Annotated in this window: 14 protein-coding genes; 11 read left to right on the top strand and 3 right to left on the bottom strand. The window is 51.5% G+C overall.

What is annotated here, in order from left to right:
* Positions 1–44: 44 nt before the first annotated feature.
* The 5 genes from lon (at position 45) to ACOQPU_RS09505 (ending at position 6,500) form a co-directional block, all read left to right on the top strand.
* Positions 45–2,543, top strand: coding sequence for an endopeptidase La (gene lon, locus ACOQPU_RS09485; RefSeq protein WP_420644874.1), 2,499 nt, complete (start codon positions 45–47; stop codon positions 2,541–2,543).
* 12 nt (positions 2,544–2,555) lie between these two features.
* Positions 2,556–3,488, top strand: coding sequence for a helix-turn-helix domain-containing protein (locus ACOQPU_RS09490; RefSeq protein WP_420644875.1), 933 nt, complete (start codon positions 2,556–2,558; stop codon positions 3,486–3,488).
* Positions 3,489–3,595: 107 nt separating this feature from the next.
* Positions 3,596–4,360 carry an SDR family NAD(P)-dependent oxidoreductase gene (locus ACOQPU_RS09495; RefSeq protein ID WP_420644876.1) on the top strand — a complete coding sequence of 255 codons (765 nt, stop codon included), beginning with the start codon at positions 3,596–3,598 and terminating at the stop codon, positions 4,358–4,360.
* Positions 4,361–4,438: 78 nt separating this feature from the next.
* On the top strand, positions 4,439–5,467 hold the full coding sequence (locus ACOQPU_RS09500) for an aldo/keto reductase (RefSeq protein WP_420644877.1): 1,029 nt from the start codon (positions 4,439–4,441) through the stop codon (positions 5,465–5,467).
* Positions 5,468–5,609: 142 nt separating this feature from the next.
* A complete protein-coding gene (locus tag ACOQPU_RS09505) occupies positions 5,610–6,500 on the top strand; it encodes an LLM class F420-dependent oxidoreductase (RefSeq protein ID WP_420644878.1) in 891 nt (296 codons plus the stop codon).
* A gap of 50 nt (positions 6,501–6,550) precedes the next feature.
* On the opposite strand, the gene ACOQPU_RS09510 is transcribed toward ACOQPU_RS09505, so the two are convergent.
* Positions 6,551–7,558, bottom strand: coding sequence for a hypothetical protein (locus tag ACOQPU_RS09510; RefSeq protein ID WP_420644879.1), 1,008 nt, complete (start codon positions 7,556–7,558; stop codon positions 6,551–6,553).
* Positions 7,559–7,713: 155 nt separating this feature from the next.
* On the opposite strand from ACOQPU_RS09510, the gene ACOQPU_RS09515 reads away from it, so the two are divergent.
* The 5 genes from ACOQPU_RS09515 to ACOQPU_RS09535 all read left to right on the top strand — a co-directional run bounded on the left by ACOQPU_RS09515 (position 7,714) and on the right by ACOQPU_RS09535 (position 12,564).
* The gene (locus ACOQPU_RS09515; protein ID WP_420644880.1) at positions 7,714–9,039 is read left to right on the top strand and encodes a S1C family serine protease; all 1,326 of its coding nucleotides are present in this window, start codon (positions 7,714–7,716) and stop codon (positions 9,037–9,039) included.
* A gap of 117 nt (positions 9,040–9,156) precedes the next feature.
* The gene (gene trxA / locus ACOQPU_RS09520) at positions 9,157–9,975 is read left to right on the top strand and encodes a thioredoxin (RefSeq protein WP_420644881.1); all 819 of its coding nucleotides are present in this window, start codon (positions 9,157–9,159) and stop codon (positions 9,973–9,975) included.
* A gap of 36 nt (positions 9,976–10,011) precedes the next feature.
* Positions 10,012–10,938, top strand: a complete 927-nt coding sequence (locus ACOQPU_RS09525) for a hypothetical protein (protein ID WP_420644882.1) — start codon at positions 10,012–10,014, stop codon at positions 10,936–10,938.
* A 68-nt stretch (positions 10,939–11,006) separates the two neighbouring features.
* Complete coding sequence (locus tag ACOQPU_RS09530) at positions 11,007–11,951, top strand: RluA family pseudouridine synthase (RefSeq protein WP_420644883.1); 945 nt, start codon at positions 11,007–11,009, stop codon at positions 11,949–11,951.
* Positions 11,941–12,564 carry a hypothetical protein gene (locus ACOQPU_RS09535; RefSeq protein ID WP_420644884.1) on the top strand — a complete coding sequence of 208 codons (624 nt, stop codon included), beginning with the start codon at positions 11,941–11,943 and terminating at the stop codon, positions 12,562–12,564. The genes ACOQPU_RS09530 and ACOQPU_RS09535 overlap by 11 nt, the downstream gene beginning before the upstream one ends.
* On the opposite strand, the gene ACOQPU_RS09540 is transcribed toward ACOQPU_RS09535, so the two are convergent.
* The gene (locus tag ACOQPU_RS09540) at positions 12,561–14,642 is read right to left on the bottom strand and encodes a molybdopterin-containing oxidoreductase family protein (RefSeq protein WP_420644885.1); all 2,082 of its coding nucleotides are present in this window, start codon (positions 14,640–14,642) and stop codon (positions 12,561–12,563) included. The genes ACOQPU_RS09535 and ACOQPU_RS09540 overlap by 4 nt on opposite strands.
* 178 nt (positions 14,643–14,820) lie before the next feature.
* Here ACOQPU_RS09540 and ACOQPU_RS09545 point away from each other — a divergent pair, with 178 nt between their 5' ends.
* A complete protein-coding gene (locus ACOQPU_RS09545) occupies positions 14,821–15,948 on the top strand; it encodes a hypothetical protein (RefSeq protein ID WP_420644886.1) in 1,128 nt (375 codons plus the stop codon).
* Between the two features lie 67 nt (positions 15,949–16,015).
* On the opposite strand, the gene ACOQPU_RS09550 is transcribed toward ACOQPU_RS09545, so the two are convergent.
* On the bottom strand, positions 16,016–16,828 hold the full coding sequence (locus ACOQPU_RS09550) for a metallophosphoesterase family protein (protein ID WP_420644887.1): 813 nt from the start codon (positions 16,826–16,828) through the stop codon (positions 16,016–16,018).
* Positions 16,829–16,831 lie beyond the last annotated feature (3 nt).

A 16,831-nucleotide genomic window follows, 5' to 3' on the forward strand; every position in this document is an offset into this window, starting at 1 on the left:
TCAAAAATCTCTGTGCACTCTGTGGCCCATCTTTGGAAAAAACTATGTCACTAGACGAAGAATTTGGCTTCGGCCAATATCCAGATTTACTCGACGCTATGCCCGGCCTGGAGGACGATCTCTTCCCCCAGCGTGAAGAAACGGCCGATGCCGATGGTCACATCGAACTCGCCTTTCTACCCCTGCGAGACATTGTCCTCTTCCCGCAGATGGTAATGCCCCTCTTTGTCGGGCGCGAACGCTCCCTGGCCGCTGTAAAAGCCGCCATTGCCAACGACGAAAACATGGTCGTGTCTGCTCAGCGAGATAGCGATGTAACAGACCCCACTGCCAGTGACATCTATAGCCTGGGTACTGAAATCACTATTGGCAAAGCCCTTAAAATGCCAGACAACAGCACCAGCGTGCTGGCACAGGGCCGTCGCCGTGTGGAAATTGCTGAGTTTACCCAATGGGAACCTTATATTCGCGTTCGGGCCAAAGTGATTTACGAGCCGATGGATTGGGACCGCAACACCGAGGCCCTCATGCGCGCCGTGCTGACGCTATTCGAGAAAACCGTCATGCTCAACCGCAACATGCCGGAAGATGCCTACACTTTCGCCATCAACATCGACGAACCGGGCTGGCTGGCTGATTTTGTGGCCTCCACGCTGAACATTCCTATCGAGATGCGCCAAGACGTGCTGGAAACGTTTAACCCCAATGAACGACTACAAAAAGTGAGTATGCTGCTGGCTAAAGAGCTAGAAGTGCTGGAACTGGAAGACCAAATCCATTCCCGCGTGCAGCAAGAGATGGATCGCTCACAGCGTGAGCATTTCTTGCGTGAACAGATGCGCGTTATTCAGGGGGAGCTGGGCGAAGGCGACCTGTTTAGCCAGGAAATCTCAGAGGTGCGCGAGATGGCTGCCGCCAAGCCGCTGCCAGATGTTGTGCGTGCCAAGGTAGACAAAGAGATTGCCAGACTGGGTGCCATGCCGCCGATGTCGCCAGAGGTGGGCATTATTCGCACCTACATAGATTGGGTTTTGTCGCTCCCCTGGCTAGAAACGTCTGAAGATAATTTGGACGTGGCTCACGCGGCCGAGGTTTTGGACAATGACCATTACGGCCTGGAAAAAGTAAAAGATCGCATTCTGGAATATATTGCCGTCAAAAAGATCGCCGCTGACAAGATGCGCAGCCCCATTTTATGCTTTGTTGGCCCACCGGGAACGGGCAAGACGTCGATCGGCCGTTCCATTGCCAATGCGCTTGGGCGTGAATTTGTGCGGATTAGCCTGGGCGGCGTGCGGGATGAAGCCGAAATCCGAGGCCATCGCCGCACCTACATTGGGGCATTGCCAGGACGCATTATCCAGGCCATGAAGCGGGCGGGCACGCGCAATCCGCTGTTCATGTTGGACGAGATCGACAAGCTGGGCAACGATTTTCGCGGTGATCCATCCGCCGCCTTGCTAGAGGTGTTAGACCCAGAGCAAAATAACAGCTTCGCGGATCATTACCTCGATTTGGATTACGATCTGTCGCAAATCTTGTTTATTACCACTGCCAACTATTTAGATACGATTCCACCGGCGTTGCAAGATCGGATGGAGATTATTGAATTTTCTGGTTATTTGGAAGAAGAAAAGCTGGAGATTTGCCGCCAATTTCTGGTCACCCAACAGCTAAATGCACACGGCCTTGATAAGTTAGAATTGACATTTACAGATGAAGGTTTGCAGCGGATCGTTCGTGCCTACACGCAAGAGGCGGGGGTACGCAATTTGGAGCGCGAGGTGGCTAATGTGTGCCGTAAAATTGCGCGGGATGTGGCTGAGGAACGGCCGTATCCCCAGCAAATCAGCGGCGACAAAGTAGAAGAATTACTCGGCCCGCCCCGCTTTTCACAGGAAATGCTGCAAGATGAAGACCAGGTGGGCATTGCCACCGGGGCCGCCTGGACGGCCGCCGGGGGCGATATCCTGTTTATTGAAGTCAATCTGATGCCCGGCAAAGGCAATCTAACACTCACCGGGCAACTAGGCGACGTGATGCAAGAAAGTGCCCGCGCTGCCCTCACTTACACCCGCAGTCAGGCAGAAGCATTGGGCATCGACAGTGAACGGTTTGAAAAGACCGACATCCATGTGCATTTGCCAGAGGGGGCTGTGCCCAAAGATGGCCCGTCGGCAGGTGTGTCATTAGCGGCGGCACTTATCTCCGCCTTTACCAATCGGCCCATTTACCGAGACGTGAGCATGACGGGTGAAACCACGCTGCGTGGGCGGGTGCTGCCTGTGGGCGGCATCCGCGAAAAAGCGTTGGCAGCGCGGCGGGCAGGCATCACCAAATTTATTCTGCCCAAGAAAAACGAGCGGGATTTGGAAAACATCCCGGAGCGGCTGCGGGACGATCTGGAGTTTGTGTTGGTAGAGAAGGTAAGCGAGGTGATTACGGCCGCAATGCACCCACTACGGCCACACATTCGGAAACGGCCGTCGCGCCAGCAACCGCCACGTCCCACTATTCCCCCCACCAACCCACCGCCCTCCTGAGTTGTGGCAGAAATGGTAAGAAGCGGCGAAATCAAACTTTACAACACCATATCGGAATTCTACCAAGCGTTAGGCATTCCCCTAGCCCAGAAAACTGAGTTTACGATTCATAAAACCGATACGTTTCGGCAGCAATATCCCAGCAAGTCGCCACTCTTTAGAGCCAACTACTACACCATTGTCATCATTCAGGCAGGCCAAGGCAGCTACATCCTAGACAACCAAACTTTTACTACGCAGCCCTGCACCATCTACTTTACCAATCCCGGTCACATCAAAGGTTTTCAAATTGAGGAGCCTTATCAGGGTTACATCATCACATTCTCAGAAAATTTCTTAAAGCAATATGTTCATGAAACGGTATTTGATGAATTTCCCTTTTTGCTAGCCGAAACCGTGCCACCTCATTACCTTAAGCCCGCCGACTTTGCGCCATTCGTTGCTCTGTGCGATCAACTCATTGCCGAATATCAGCGCAGATCAGCCTACAAAAACAAAATTCTGGGCAACTTACTCGTTGTTTTTCTGCTCAAAATTAAAGAGATGTTTTGGGACAATTATGATCCCCAAGCGGAGGGCAACAGCGGTTCGCAAATTGTGACAACTTTCAAACAAAGTCTGGAAGCCCATTTCCGTGACTTGGTCGCTGACAAGACGGATCAAATCTTTCAGGTGCAGGATTTTGCCACGCTGCTAGGCTTGCATCCCAACTATTTAAGCACGGTCATTAAAAGCAAAACCGGAAAGACCGTTAACCATTGGATTATTGAAAAAACAATTGCCGAAGCTCAGGCACAGTTGATGCACTCTCAGCAATCTATTAAAGAAATTGCTTACCAATTGGGCTTTCAGGAACCTTCTTATTTTTCTAAATTTTTTAAGAAGCACACGAAGGTAACGCCTACTCAATTTCGCCACAAACACCAAACGGGTAGTAAAATCTGAGAAATGTATCAGACTGTCTGCCAGATTTGCCTTTAACCGCTTTGCCTCCTGGTTTATCTTGGAAACATCGTATCCGTTTTACAGACAAATCAGTTGAGGTGAAAAAAATGACGATATTAGAAAATAAGATTGCCTTGGTTACAGGTGGCAGTCGCAGCTTGGGCAAGGCAGTGGCCCTCCAGTTGGCAAAAGCAGGAGCAGATGTTTGTATTACCTACCATTCCCAGGCCGAGGCTGCCCTGCAAACGGCCGCAGAAATTGAAGCACTGGGTCGCAAAGCGGCCGTTTTACAAGTAGATTTACAAGGTACGGCCAACATCCCTACACTGGTAACGCAGTTCAAAGAAGTACTCAGTCAGTGGGGCAGCGATAAGTTCGACATTTTGGTAAACAATGCCGGGATCATCTGCCGAAAACCATTTGGTGTCGTGAGCGAAGCCGACCTGGACGCCCAATATGACACCAATTTCAAAAGCGTCTTCTTTCTAACACAGCAGCTTGTGGAAAGTTTGAACGACGGTGGGCGAATTATCAATCTCGGTTCTGGCACGACGCGCACGGCCTTCTTGCCGCTTATTGCGTATGCCACTATCAAAAGCGCGGTAGAATCGCTCACGCAATATTTGGCCAAGCAATTGGGCGAACGCCAGATTACGGTAAATGTTGTTTCACCGGGAGCGCTCGATACCGACTTTAACAAGGAGCTCTTTGAAGCAATGCCTGGAGCCAAAGATTACATTGCTTCGATCACGGCGCTGGGTCGCGTGGGTGTGCCCCAAGATGCCGCAAGCGTTATCGCTTTTCTTTGCAGCGACGAGGCGTGCTGGATCACCGGGCAGCGTCTGGAAGTTTCCGGTGGCGCGTATCTGTAAGCTTAATGCAGCGTGAAGAAACGGAGTGGGCATCTTGTGTGCCCATTTCTTCGCTAAAATCACATTGAAGGAGTAGATATGAAGTACACAAATTTTGGCAATACGGGCTTGATTGTTTCCCGCCTTTCCTTTGGCACGATGACCTTCGGCCAGGGCACGTTGGTTGGCGATCTGGTCAACGACCTGGATCAGCAAACGGCCGATCAGATGGTTGGCGTGGCGTTGGATGCCGGTGTCAACTTCTTCGACACCGCCGATGGGTACACGGGCGGGCAATCCGAGGTCATCCTGGGGCGGGCGCTCAAAGGGAAGCGCGACCACGTCATTATCGCCACCAAAGCCAGTTTCCGCACCGGTGAGGCGCTGACCGAGAGCGGTCTTTCCTACCGGCGCATTTTGCAAGCAGTGCAGGCCAGCCTAAAACGGCTGGACACCGATTATATTGATCTCTACCAATTGCACATCCCCGATCCTTTTACCCCACTGGAAGAGACCGCCCGCGCTCTCAACCATATTGTGCAAAAGGGGTATGTGCGTTACGTCGGTTACAGCAATTACCCGGCCTGGCAGGCGCAGCGGCTGCTGGACATCCAAAACCAGCGCGGCTATGCGCCGCTGATCAGCTCTCAAATGTACTACTCGCTGCTGGGGCGAGACATTGAACATAACACCATCCCCTTCCTGCAAGCCAACGGTCTGGGATTGATAGTGTGGAGTCCACTGGCAAGCGGCTTTCTTAGCGGCAAGTACACCCGCGAAAATGCAGAAGCCGCTGAAGGCCGTCGAGCAAAGTTCCCTTTCCCGCCGATAGACCTGGAAAAAGGCTACATGGTGGTGGAAAAGATGGCTGAAATCGCTGCCCAACACGACGCCAGCGTGGCTCAGATTGCCCTGGCCTGGCTGTTGGCCAAACCTTACGTGTCCAGCATTATTATCGGCGCCAGCAAGATGATTCAACTAGAAGATAACCTGGGCGCAGTGGACATAACATTATCCGCCGACGAGGTGGCAACCCTAGATGAGCTCACCGCTACGCCGCTCCCTTATCCCGCCTGGATGCAGCCCATGGGCGCAGACGAGATGGTAAGCCAGGCGCTTAGAGAATAAGCTGGACAGGTCTGCCAGGTCGCCGCAGTTGGTATGCCAACCTCGTTGCCAATGTAGAATTGATATTCAAATAAGTTAGGGTTGTCGTTGGTAGTTGATACAAACCATTAACCACCAGCCACTACCACAAAGGAGTTAAATCATGAAATTTGGCTTGCAAATTGTACGTTTTGATTGGCCGGGTAGTCCGGCAAATATTGGCTCGAAGTTAGCAGAGATTGGCCAAACGGCCGAATCCGCCGGATTCGACAGCATTTGGGTGATGGATCATTTCTTCCAGATGGACATGCCCGACATGGGCTTGAAGCCCGAAGAACCTATGCTAGATGGCTACACCGCACTGAGCTATCTGGCAGCAGTGACAGAGCGGGCCCGCTTGGGCACCATGGTAACAGGCGTCAACTATCGCCATCCTGGGCATTTGCTGAAAATCGTCTCCAATCTGGACGTGCTGTCTGGCGGGCGGGCTAACCTGGGCATTGGGGCAGGCTGGTACGAACGCGAGGCGCATGGGTTGGGCTTCCCCTTTCCACCGCTCAAGGAACGCTTTGAACGACTGGAAGAAACGCTGCAAATTATGAAGCAGGTCTGGTCTGGCGATATTTCAGCCTACCAGGGCAAACATTATCATCTAGCCGAACCGATGAACAATCCCCAACCGCTGTCCAAACCACACCCGCCCATCCTCATTGGCGGCGCAGGCGAGAAGAAAACGCTGCGGCTGGTGGCGCAATACGCCGACGCCTGCAATCTGTTCGCCTTCATGGGCAATGAGGAACTGGCGTGCAAACTAGACGTGCTAAAGCGTCACTGCGACGACGTGGGCCGGGATTACGCTGAGATTGAAAAGACGGCACTGGGCTTTGTCATGTTAGGCGAAGGCGGCATGTCGCCGTCCGATGTGATTGGCATGTGCCGTGGACTGGCCGAGGTGGGCTTCGACTCTTTCATCTTTAGCCTGGGCAACGTGCATGATTTAGCCCCCATCGAAGTTATTGGCCGGGAGGTCATTCCGGCTGTGGCAGAGTTTTAGCAGCACTTTGGAGTTGATCAATGAATGGAGTAAACCGCACCCTATGCGGTTTACTTTATTTCTTTCTTTGCAATCGGCACAAACCGATACGTTTTGCTCACTTCATCCACGCTAAACAAAGGGTGGTAGCGCGTTTGCACAGCCTCTAGCGGATAGATGAGTTGCTTCTTGTGCGTGGTTTCTAGGAGGTAGGTACGGCCGTTTTCCTCATAAGATACCCAAGCATGTGAGAGCAAACGCCCCTCATTGCCATTGTCACCAAACGCAGTTCGCCCCACCACAAACTCTGCCGGAATGTTTAGCTCTTTCAGCTTGCGCCAGGCCCACAAAGCGTGATCCTCGCAATCCCCTTGGCGGCGCGACTCAAATTCGCCGGGATGTTGCCACACGTCTCCCTGACCAAACAGCTCCCGATCCTGCACGTATTCACACGCCTGTAGCCAGCGGCAAATATCATCCAGCGATTGCACCTTGACCTGACTTTCACCATTGAGGTAGTGGTCAAACGGCCGTCTCGATCCCGCCCCAAACTGCGTGTGATGCACCTTGGTGGCTTCCTTCTCGTAGCTCAGCGGCAGTTGGTAATGGTACATCATCATATCCAATATCTGCTGCACGGCGACGGGCATTTCTTGTTGGCTGATCCGCAGGGAACGGCCGTTTGCCAGCGTCAGCACCAGCACTTTGGTTGGTTCAGGGGATCGATTGTTTTTAATAGTTAGAAGTCGCAGCGACGAAAGATCATCCAGCAAAATTTCCTGCTTGTGGAACGGAAAGCGAAGCACAATTTTGTCTGGCAACAGGGTCAGCCGCCAGGTGAAGTAAAAACTTAAATATAAGAACAGCCCACTAATAAGCAGTGACCATAGAGCAAAGAAAACCATAAAAGCTGCTTCCAAGCCAGACGTATCGAAGGCACTCCAAATGATGCCGCCCCCCACGAACCCACAAAGCAAGCTAATGCCCATGCTGAACAGAAGAGCCCGTAAACGGCCGTTCCACGTTTGCGGCAGCGGTTGGTGATCGTGTCGTTTTATCGTCATAACAGGTACAATCATATCCATATCTCTTACAATCAAAATGGCATATTAACTAAAAATAATTTCTCATGCGCGGTTTAAGTCATGTTTATTCTTTTTTTACAACTTTGTGTGAAAATCAATCTTGCACAAAAATCACAAAATCAACGCATAAGCGCTTGGAGGTTTTACCCGTGAAAAGAACAACTCTCTCGCTCACATTGCTGGCTCTGTTTGGACTGCTGCTTGTGGCCTGTGGTGGTGCCCCCGCTGCACCAGTGGCCGATACTGATACGGCCGTTATCAATGAAACCGGCACTGATGATGGTATCGTCAATACGGCAGCTCAAACGAATGTCGTGGTTGATGAGGCGGCGCAGGATACGGCCGTTGCTGGCGACATCGTCACCACCCAAACCTACATCAACCTGTACAACCAGCTCAACCGCTCCGTCGTCAACATTCAGGTTGTTGCTGAAGGCAGTGCCTTCAATCTCGACCAATTTGAAATCATTCCCAATCCCAACGACCCAGATGACGATGAGTTAGAATTGCCAGACGATTTCCACCAGGAGCTAGAAGCAATACCGCAGCAATCACAAGGCTCTGGCTTTGTCTACGATAAAGCCGGCCACATCATCACCAACAACCACGTTGTAGCTGACGCTATCAACATCACCGTCATTTTCTCCGATGACACCGAAGCTGAAGCTGAAATTGTAGGCGCAGACCCTGGATCAGATTTGGCCGTTATCAAAGTAGATGTCGATCCAGACCGCCTATTCCCGGTCACCATTGGCAATTCGGATGACCTGCAAGTTGGGCAACTTGTTGCCGCCATCGGCAATCCGTTTGGCCTTTCTGGCTCGATGAGCACCGGCATCATCTCCGGCTTGGGACGCTTGCTGCCAGGCGGCGCAGCCGCACCAGGTGGCCAACGCTTCAACATTCCAGACATCATCCAAACCGACACCGCCATCAACCCCGGCAACTCTGGTGGTCCATTGCTCAACCTGAGTGGTGAAGTGATCGGCGTCAACACCGCCATTCAAACCAATGGCACCGCCTTTGGTGCGACGCCCAGCTTTGGCGGCATCAGCTACGTGGTGCCCTCCAACATCGTCACCCAGGTTGTGCCTCAGCTCATTGAAAACGGCGAAATCGCCTACCCCTGGTTGGGCATCAGTGTCGCATATCCTACATTAGATGACGATCTGGCTCGCGCCATGAATCTACCCATTGAACAAAATGGCGTTCTTATTTCCCAGGTCATTGAGGGTAGTCCAGCAGACGAAGCTGGCCTGCGCGGCAGTGAAGAGCAAACCACAATCAATGGCTTTAATGCCTTCATCGGCGGCGACGTTATCACCAAGATGAATGATGAGGTGATCAACGATTTTGACGATCTGCTAACGTACATCGTGCGCCGCACCAGCGTGGGGCAAACCGTTACTCTGGAAATTATTCGCGATGGCGAGCCGCTAACCGTCGAAGTGACACTTGAGGCACGGCCAGAGTAAAAAGTATGCGAGTTTGCAGGTGGCAGGTGTGTGGTGTTACATGCACACTTGCCTACCTGCACACTCGCCTCCTTCATGCTAAAATTCCAATCAAGACCACGCAACGAGGTTATTCCCGTGATTATTGATGTCAATGAAGAAACTTTTATTCAGGACGTATTAGAGCAGTCCGAGGAGCTGCCGGTTATTGTCGATTTTTGGGCACCTTGGTGTGGCCCCTGCCGCATGTTAAGCCCTGTTTTAGAGCGTCTAGCAGAAGACTCCAGCCTGAATTTTGTATTGGCCAAAGTAAATGTAGACAACAATCCCAATTTGTCTATGCAATATCGTGTACAAAGTATTCCGGCCGTTCTTGCCTTTGTGGATGGTGAGGTGGCCGATGAGTTTATTGGCGTACAGCCAGAGCCAAAAATTCGCCAATTTATACAGCAGCTCATCCCCAGCGAGCTGGATGAAGCTCTAAGTGATATTCAGAGCCTGCTGGGAACGCGCCACTGGGCCAAGGCAGAGCAAGCGTTGCGCGAACTCATTGAAGAATATCCAGAGCGGCCAGATGTTGCTCTAAATTTAGCGAAGGCGTTGCTGGCACAGGGTGAAGGGTGTGAGGCACGTGAATTGTTAGCTGGCCTTAAAGATGGCCAGGAGCTTGTTGAGGCAGAAAAGCTACGGCCGTTAGCCAACTATCTTTGCCTGGTATCTGAAGATTTAACGGATGAGGAAGAGCTATCTGTATTAGAGATTCAATATCGGCAGGGGGCACGCTTGATTAGCCGGGGCAATTTGCCTGCGGCGTTGGACGGGCTGTTAGATGTGCTGCGGCAGGACAAACGATACGGTGAGGCGCGGCAAGTCATGCTGGCCATGTTTGCCTTGCTGGGCGACGAGGACGACCTGACGCAATCATATCGCACCGAGTTGGCCTCGGTACTGTATTAATCCCGGCTCCTCACATCGACCACAAATTCAAAAGCGATGAGTGAGCAAAACCTTATTGATTGGCTCCTGGAAGGGGATGTTTCGGTTCAATATCAGGTTCATCGTGATTTGTTGGCAACCGAGAACCCAGACCTGCGAGATCGCATTGCCACCGAAGGATGGGGGGCTAAGTTTCTCAGCTTTCGTAAGAAGGAAGGGCACTGGGGTGATCGCTTTTATCAGCCAAAATGGATTTCAACACATTACACAATTTTAGATTTAAAGAACCTTGCCATATCCCCAAAAACCGACGTAATCAGACAATCTATTGTACAAGTGTTAGAAACAGTCAAAGGGCCAGACGGGGGAATCTACCCAATTGGAGCAGAAAAGAAAAGCGATGTTTGCTTGAATGGTATGTTCTTAAACTATGCTGCCTATTTCCAAATGGCAGAAGATGCTCTTCGCTCAATCGTTGATTTCCTGCTGGCGCAACACATGGACGATGGTGGTTTCAACTGTTTCTCCAATACAAGGGGAGCGATACATAGCTCACTGCACTCGACGATTTCAGTTATCGAAGGAATTTTTGAGTATGCAGCAAACGGCTATCAATACAGAGTTGAAGAGCTACAGAAAGCGGAAGCCCAGGCAAGGGAATTTATATTGCAGCATAGGCTCTTTCGCTCTGACAAGACGGGCCAGATCATTGATAAGAAAATGTTGATGCTCTCTTATCCATCACGCTGGAAGTATGACATATTGCGCGCCCTGGATTATTTTCAATTCGCAGGTATTAGCTACGATCCACGATTGCAGGATGCGCTCGATATATTGAAGAAAAAAAGGCGGAAAGATAATACGTGGCCAGTTCAGGCAAAACATCCGGGCCAAACTCATTTTGACATGGAGAAAACTGGTGGCCCAAGCCGTTGGAACACGCTGAGGGCATTACGAGTCTTAAAGCATTTCGATAGCTTGTAGCAATTGACTAGCAAGGAGACAGATGTTTCCGAGCGTTCGGCACATTCGCTCTGCGTGGTTTAGTTTGTATGATTGTTTCTTCAAAGGTTACGGCCGTATTCCACCAAAAACCGCTGCTAGATTATTTGGCAGGCCGCTTTACCTACCAAACGCCAGAGACGTGGCAAGCACGTATTGAGGCGGGGGAGGTGAGCTGCAACGGCCGTATCGCCACGCCCCAACAAATCGTCCACCAGGGAGATGTGGTTGCCTGCAATCTGCCCAATCCGCCACTGCCCGACGTGAACCTGAACTACCAAGTTGTATATGAAGATAAGTGGCTGCTGGCGGTGAACAAGCCGGGTAATTTGAAGGTGCATGGACACGGCCGTTTCATCCAGGCAAACCTCATCTACCAACTACGCCACAATCACACGCCCCCCTACCCAGAAGCCATGCTTATTAATCGGCTAGATCGGGATACCTCCGGCATTGTGCTGCTGGCGCGAGACGCCGACACGCTGCGCACTGTGCAAACCCAATTTGCTGAACGCACCGTACAAAAAACGTACCTTGCCGTCATCCACGGCATCCCAAATTGGCAAACCCGCGAGGTTGATTTGCCAATTGGCCGCCTACCAAGTGCAGAGGGAGTTTACCGTTTCGGTATTGCGGAAGATGGGAAACCAGCGCAAACAACCGTAGAGTTGATACAGTCGTTCTCTCCCAATTACACCTTTGTGCGCCTCACGCCCACAACCGGACGCACCCATCAACTGCGTGTTCATCTGGCGGAATTGGGGTATCCCATCGTTGGCGACCGACTGTATACCATGAGCGATGCAGAATATCTTGCCTGGTGCGAGGACAAAAGCAGCGACAATGCGCCCCTGCTTCGCCACGCCCTGCACTGCGCCGAGACGACGATTTGGCACCCATACTTGGAACGGCCGTTCACCTTTAATGCCCCCCTTGCCTCAGACATCCTTACCTTCTTGCAATCCCTGACACCAAATTTCGCCGATGTCGTCTGAGTTCACTCATGCCTACTGGATTGGCGGCTCCCCCTGTGCGGGTAAAAGCACCATCGCCCAGCGACTGGCTGCGCAATATAGCCTACACCTTTATCAGTGCGACACGGAATTTGAACATCACCTCAGACAGAGCACGGCTGAGGCTTCCCCAACCATTCATCATTTGCACCAGCTAAGTTGCGATGAGCTGTGGCTGCGCCCCGTCACCGAGCAGCTAAACACCGAGATTGCTTACCATGCAGAGCGATTTGAATTGATTCTGGCCGATTTGTGTCGATTGCCAACTGAGCCAGTTTTGGTAGAGGGTGCGGAGTTGATGCCAACGGCCGTATTTCCCCTCTTAACTCGCACCAACCAAGCCATCTGGCTGGTACCGACGGCCGACTTCCAGCGACACCATTATGCTCAACGCCCCTGGATTCATGAGGTGCTGCGCGAATGCAGCCAGCCAGCCCAAGCGTTTGAAAATTGGATGCAAAGAGATATTGCCTATGCGAACTGGGTGCAGCAAGAAACGACCGTTCGCAACCTAAATTGTCTCATTGTGGATGGTTCCCATTCAATTGAGGAAAATTGCCAAAGAGTTGCGGAATCACTTCAGCTTCCCGACTAATCAAGGCACCTAAGCCACACACGACTGCTGTGGAAGGTGCTTTGTCCCGCCATGTCCCCTAATGCATCTGAGGTGAGCCAGTTGACGTTACGGCCGTTGCTCCACTTGCTCCACCTACCCTTGGGCGAGACCACCACGCCGCGCCGCACGCCATCGGTCACTTTGGCTTTGAGGTCACAATAACCACGGCCGTTTTCCAACCGAACCATCTCCCCAGTCTGAATATCCAATCGAGCGGCATCATCAGGATGAATCTCCACAAACGGCTCCCCCTCCCGCGCCACTAAGCCATCCTGATTAGCAAAGGTGCTGGTCGTAAAGTGGTGGGACGCTGGCGAAATGAGCGTGAACGCTTGGTCTGAAGGGAAACGGCCGTTCAACATCACCCCATCCTCCCCACCAGAATCCAGTTCAGCACGCCAACCTGGGAGTGGGTCTAGCCCCATTTCGGCCATCGTTTGTGAATACAGTTCAACCTTGCCGCTTGGGGTGGGAAAACGGCCGTCGGCAAAAGGCACGTCTGGCTCAATGGTGAACGGCAGCGTGCCTTCTTGCCTGAGCCGCACCAGCGTAATACCTGCCAGCACGGGATTGGTTACAGCCGTTGCCGTCAACACCTCCTCCAGCACCTCGTCAGCAGACTGGTGCAACCACGGCTCGGTAAAGCCCATCTCAGTAGCTAATAGCTGCATCACGCTCCAGTTACTCTTGCTCTCGCCAAGCGGCGGGATGGCAGGCTGGTTGTACGTCAGGTAAGTGTGGCCGTACCCTTTGTGCAGATCGGTATGCTCCAACTGGCTGGTGGCGGGCAGCACGATATCTGCTAATTCAGCCGTGTCCGTCATGAACAGCTCATGAACCACCGTAAATAAGTCCTCTCGCCGCATCCCCTCGGCCACCCGGCCCGCGTTGGGGGCAATCGCTGCCGGGTTGGAACCAAAGACAAACAAGGATTTGATAGGCGGATCATCAACTTCGCCCAGCAGCGCGGCTCCCAGCCGATTCATGTTCACACTGCGCCCCGGCGGCGGGCATAATGATGCTTTCCCCACCGCTTCGCCATCCCACTGCAAATAGCCGCTGGTGCTGTACGCTAGGCCGCCGCCGCGACGGCCGTACTGTCCCGTCATCGCTGGCAAGGCACAAATGGCCCGCACCGTCTGCCCGCCGTTAAAGTTACGCTGCAAACCGTCGGCTATCTTGATAAGGGCTGGGGTTGTTTCTGCATACAATCTGGCCAATTTGGCAATATTGTTCACCGACACGCCAGTGATGGCCGCCACCCGCACCAGCGGATATTCATCCAGCCGCGCTTTTAATTCCGGCCACCCCACGCTATTTGCCACCAGCCACGCCTCATCGTGCAAGCCAAGCTGCACCAGATGATTGGCCATGCCCAACGCCAATGCGCCATCGCTACCTGGCTTCGGCGCAATGTGCCAGTCTGCCAGCTTGGCCGTGCGCGTCCGGCGCGGGTCGATGACGATAACCTGGGTGCCACTTTTACGCGCTTGCAGCAGATGCGGCATAAAGTGCGGTGCCGTGCTCACTGGGTTGTGTCCCCAAATAATGACCAGCTTACTGTGCTGCACATCTTCATACCGCTGGCTGCGTCGGCTGCCCAGCGTCGCTTCCACCACAAATTCGGCTGCCGCACCGCAAATGGTGCGCTCTAACTGACTAGCCCCCAAGCGGTTCCAGAAACGGCCGTTCACCACCCCCATTTGCAGCAAGCCCAGCGTCCCACTGTAACTGTAGGGCAAAATCGCCTCTGCGCCATGCTCGGCAGTAATCGCTCGCCAGCGGCTGCCAATCTCGCCAATCGCTTCGTCCCAGCTTATGCGCTGCCACTGGCCGCTTCCCTTTGGCCCCACGCGCCGCAACGGATAGGTTAGGCGGTCTGGGTGGTAAACATGGTTGAGATACGGCCGTACTTTCGCACACAGCCAGCCCTGGGTGATGGGATGGTCTGGGTCGGCGTAAAATTTGACGGCACGGCCGTTTTCTACTTCGGTCACAATGCCGCAGGTATCAGGGCAATCATGTGGGCAAGCCCCGCGCACAAGCTGAGTAGCCATCTTTCACCTCTTAATTCTCTATCGAAAGATTTTACCATCAAGGAATAGAACGAGGGCAGCGTAAGTATGGCAGTATTGCCAAAAGAAGAAGGAAACGGAACCAAACCAGCCATTTATACGTTATGAACACCACACATTTCGTCTATTTTCCAACAATTGCTTTGTAAAAAGGTGACCCATGCAATATTTCAAGAATTCACGGACAAGCGTTCAGATTACATTGCTCCTCATTATCCTCCTTCTCCCTTACATAGTGCTTGCAATATTAGCTGGATCAATATTGTCAGTTCCTTTTTTCATTAAAACAACTCTTTGGATAATATCTATCACCTTTGGCACCCCTGTCATTCCAATCGCAATTGTGCTGATAATAGGTTATCTCTTATACAATCCAAAAAACGGGAAATTAAAGGGGCTATTTTTTTCAATTGTACCAGGCATCCTACTCTTAGAAATAATGAGCGTTGTCCTCCTTACTCTTTTTGCAACCGGTGGTGATAGATCGGAAGAGGTGCCTCTTATTGTGTGTAATCCTGAGCAAACGATTGCCTCTTCTCAACAAAGGGAAATAATTTTGGCTCACCCATTAATTATAGAGTTCAATCAAGAATTGAACCTGAACCAAATCTATGTTGAAGAATTTTCACCTGATTCAGACCCTGAATGCTTCTCAGAATTGGTAGATACAGTTTTTTTGCTGGCGTACAGATGGCCACCCTCATACTCCAATTTCGACATCATTTATACCGATATGCTAAGAGTCGTTCGCTATAAGGACGGCTCCATTGAAGGTGGGACTCGAGATTTTGATCTCGATCTTCAACAACTGATGCGCTACTCTGAAGAAAGAATCACAACATTAGAAAACGAACCCAAAATACAAGAATTCATCCTTAAAACTGAATTAGAAGAGGTAGTTCCTCTCAACTTTGGGGAAAATATTGTCTCTTTTGGATGTGATCCAAAGCGACAACCGTGTTCTCAAACTGCCTGGATTCAATATAACTTCAATCTTGGATGGATTGTTGGAGCTATGCTGCCAAATTCTTCAATAGAAGAATGGGAAGCATTTCCTGAAGTCAACGGCGCAATCAAATACACAGAAGATGTTTTGTCTGAACAAAATTTGAATTGTGTATTATCACAGGAAGTAGGCGAGCCGTCTTTTACTGAAATTCTTTACAACAATGGTAGAAACTTGGGAGATATAACGCTCTACTTTTCGTGCCAAGATATTTTGAAAAGAGTTTCGCTTCGGTGGGGCATAGATAACCATTTTAGCATTTTAAGTATAACTGACCATTAATGTCATGATGCCTAAAAGTGATTGGTCCTCTGCAATGAAATCCCCAAAGACGATACTTCCTGTGCAGCTATTCCGGGCGAGGAAAGGTATGTTGGTGCACAATGGTTTGGTCGGGCAGCAGGTGAACGAAGTTGAAGCCGGGTAGATAATCGGGGTCTTCTTGAACGATCGTGTCGTTAGGCCAGGCGGCAAATTGGGAAAACAGGCTGGGTACGGCCGTATACAGAATGCCATCCCGCACCGTCTGCATTGACTGGTGGATGTGCCCATAAAATACTCCCCGCAACCGATTTTTGGCAGGCAGCAATGCCTGGTGTAGCTCCTCACCATTGATCACCAGCATGTACGCATCCATCCAGACAGAGTTCATGGGCAGCACCGGGAAATGCAGAAAGACGGCCAGCGGTGGGCCGTCTATTGTTGCTTCTGCCCGCACAATTTCCATCTGTGCCTCAGACATCACCCCATGCGGGTCAATCTCATCAGGGCCACGCGCATCCAACACCAAAAAACGGTAACCCTTCGCCTCAAAAACATAAGACAGTGTGTCTAAGTTGGCAGAAAAGTTTTGGCGTGGCCCTAGCGTTAGATACCGTTGGATATCCCGCGATCGGTCATGATTGCCTGTGGCAAAGTAAATCGGTACATTCAGCTGACTAAAAATCTCGGCGGCTCGTTTATATGATTTCACATCTGGGTCGGAGACCACGTCTCCGGTGTGAATCACAAAATCCGGCGTCGTTGGCAAACTGTTAATAATCTCCACGGCGCGCTCAACACATGGCTGCGATTGAAAACCGTGACGACTGTAAACGGCCGTTGGCCCAATATGCGAATCGCTAATGTGAACAAAATAAACAGCTTCTGTAGGTTTTTGCATATA

It is taken from the genome of Candidatus Leptofilum sp. (assembly GCF_965223285.1).
In the GTDB taxonomy this organism is placed as follows: Bacteria; Chloroflexota; Anaerolineae; order Promineifilales; family Promineifilaceae; genus Leptofilum.

Coding starts and splice junctions, on each gene's coding strand:
- lon (WP_420644874.1), top strand. CDS start 45: ATGTCACTAGACGAAGAATTTGGCTTCGGCCAATATCCAGATTTACTC.
- ACOQPU_RS09490 (WP_420644875.1), top strand. CDS start 2,556: ATGGTAAGAAGCGGCGAAATCAAACTTTACAACACCATATCGGAATTC.
- ACOQPU_RS09495 (WP_420644876.1), top strand. CDS start 3,596: ATGACGATATTAGAAAATAAGATTGCCTTGGTTACAGGTGGCAGTCGC.
- ACOQPU_RS09500 (WP_420644877.1), top strand. CDS start 4,439: ATGAAGTACACAAATTTTGGCAATACGGGCTTGATTGTTTCCCGCCTT.
- ACOQPU_RS09505 (WP_420644878.1), top strand. CDS start 5,610: ATGAAATTTGGCTTGCAAATTGTACGTTTTGATTGGCCGGGTAGTCCG.
- ACOQPU_RS09510 (WP_420644879.1), bottom strand. CDS start 7,558: ATGATTGTACCTGTTATGACGATAAAACGACACGATCACCAACCGCTG.
- ACOQPU_RS09525 (WP_420644882.1), top strand. CDS start 10,012: ATGAGTGAGCAAAACCTTATTGATTGGCTCCTGGAAGGGGATGTTTCG.
- ACOQPU_RS09530 (WP_420644883.1), top strand. CDS start 11,007: ATGATTGTTTCTTCAAAGGTTACGGCCGTATTCCACCAAAAACCGCTG.
- ACOQPU_RS09535 (WP_420644884.1), top strand. CDS start 11,941: ATGTCGTCTGAGTTCACTCATGCCTACTGGATTGGCGGCTCCCCCTGT.
- ACOQPU_RS09540 (WP_420644885.1), bottom strand. CDS start 14,642: ATGGCTACTCAGCTTGTGCGCGGGGCTTGCCCACATGATTGCCCTGAT.
- ACOQPU_RS09545 (WP_420644886.1), top strand. CDS start 14,821: ATGCAATATTTCAAGAATTCACGGACAAGCGTTCAGATTACATTGCTC.
- ACOQPU_RS09550 (WP_420644887.1), bottom strand. CDS start 16,828: ATGCAAAAACCTACAGAAGCTGTTTATTTTGTTCACATTAGCGATTCG.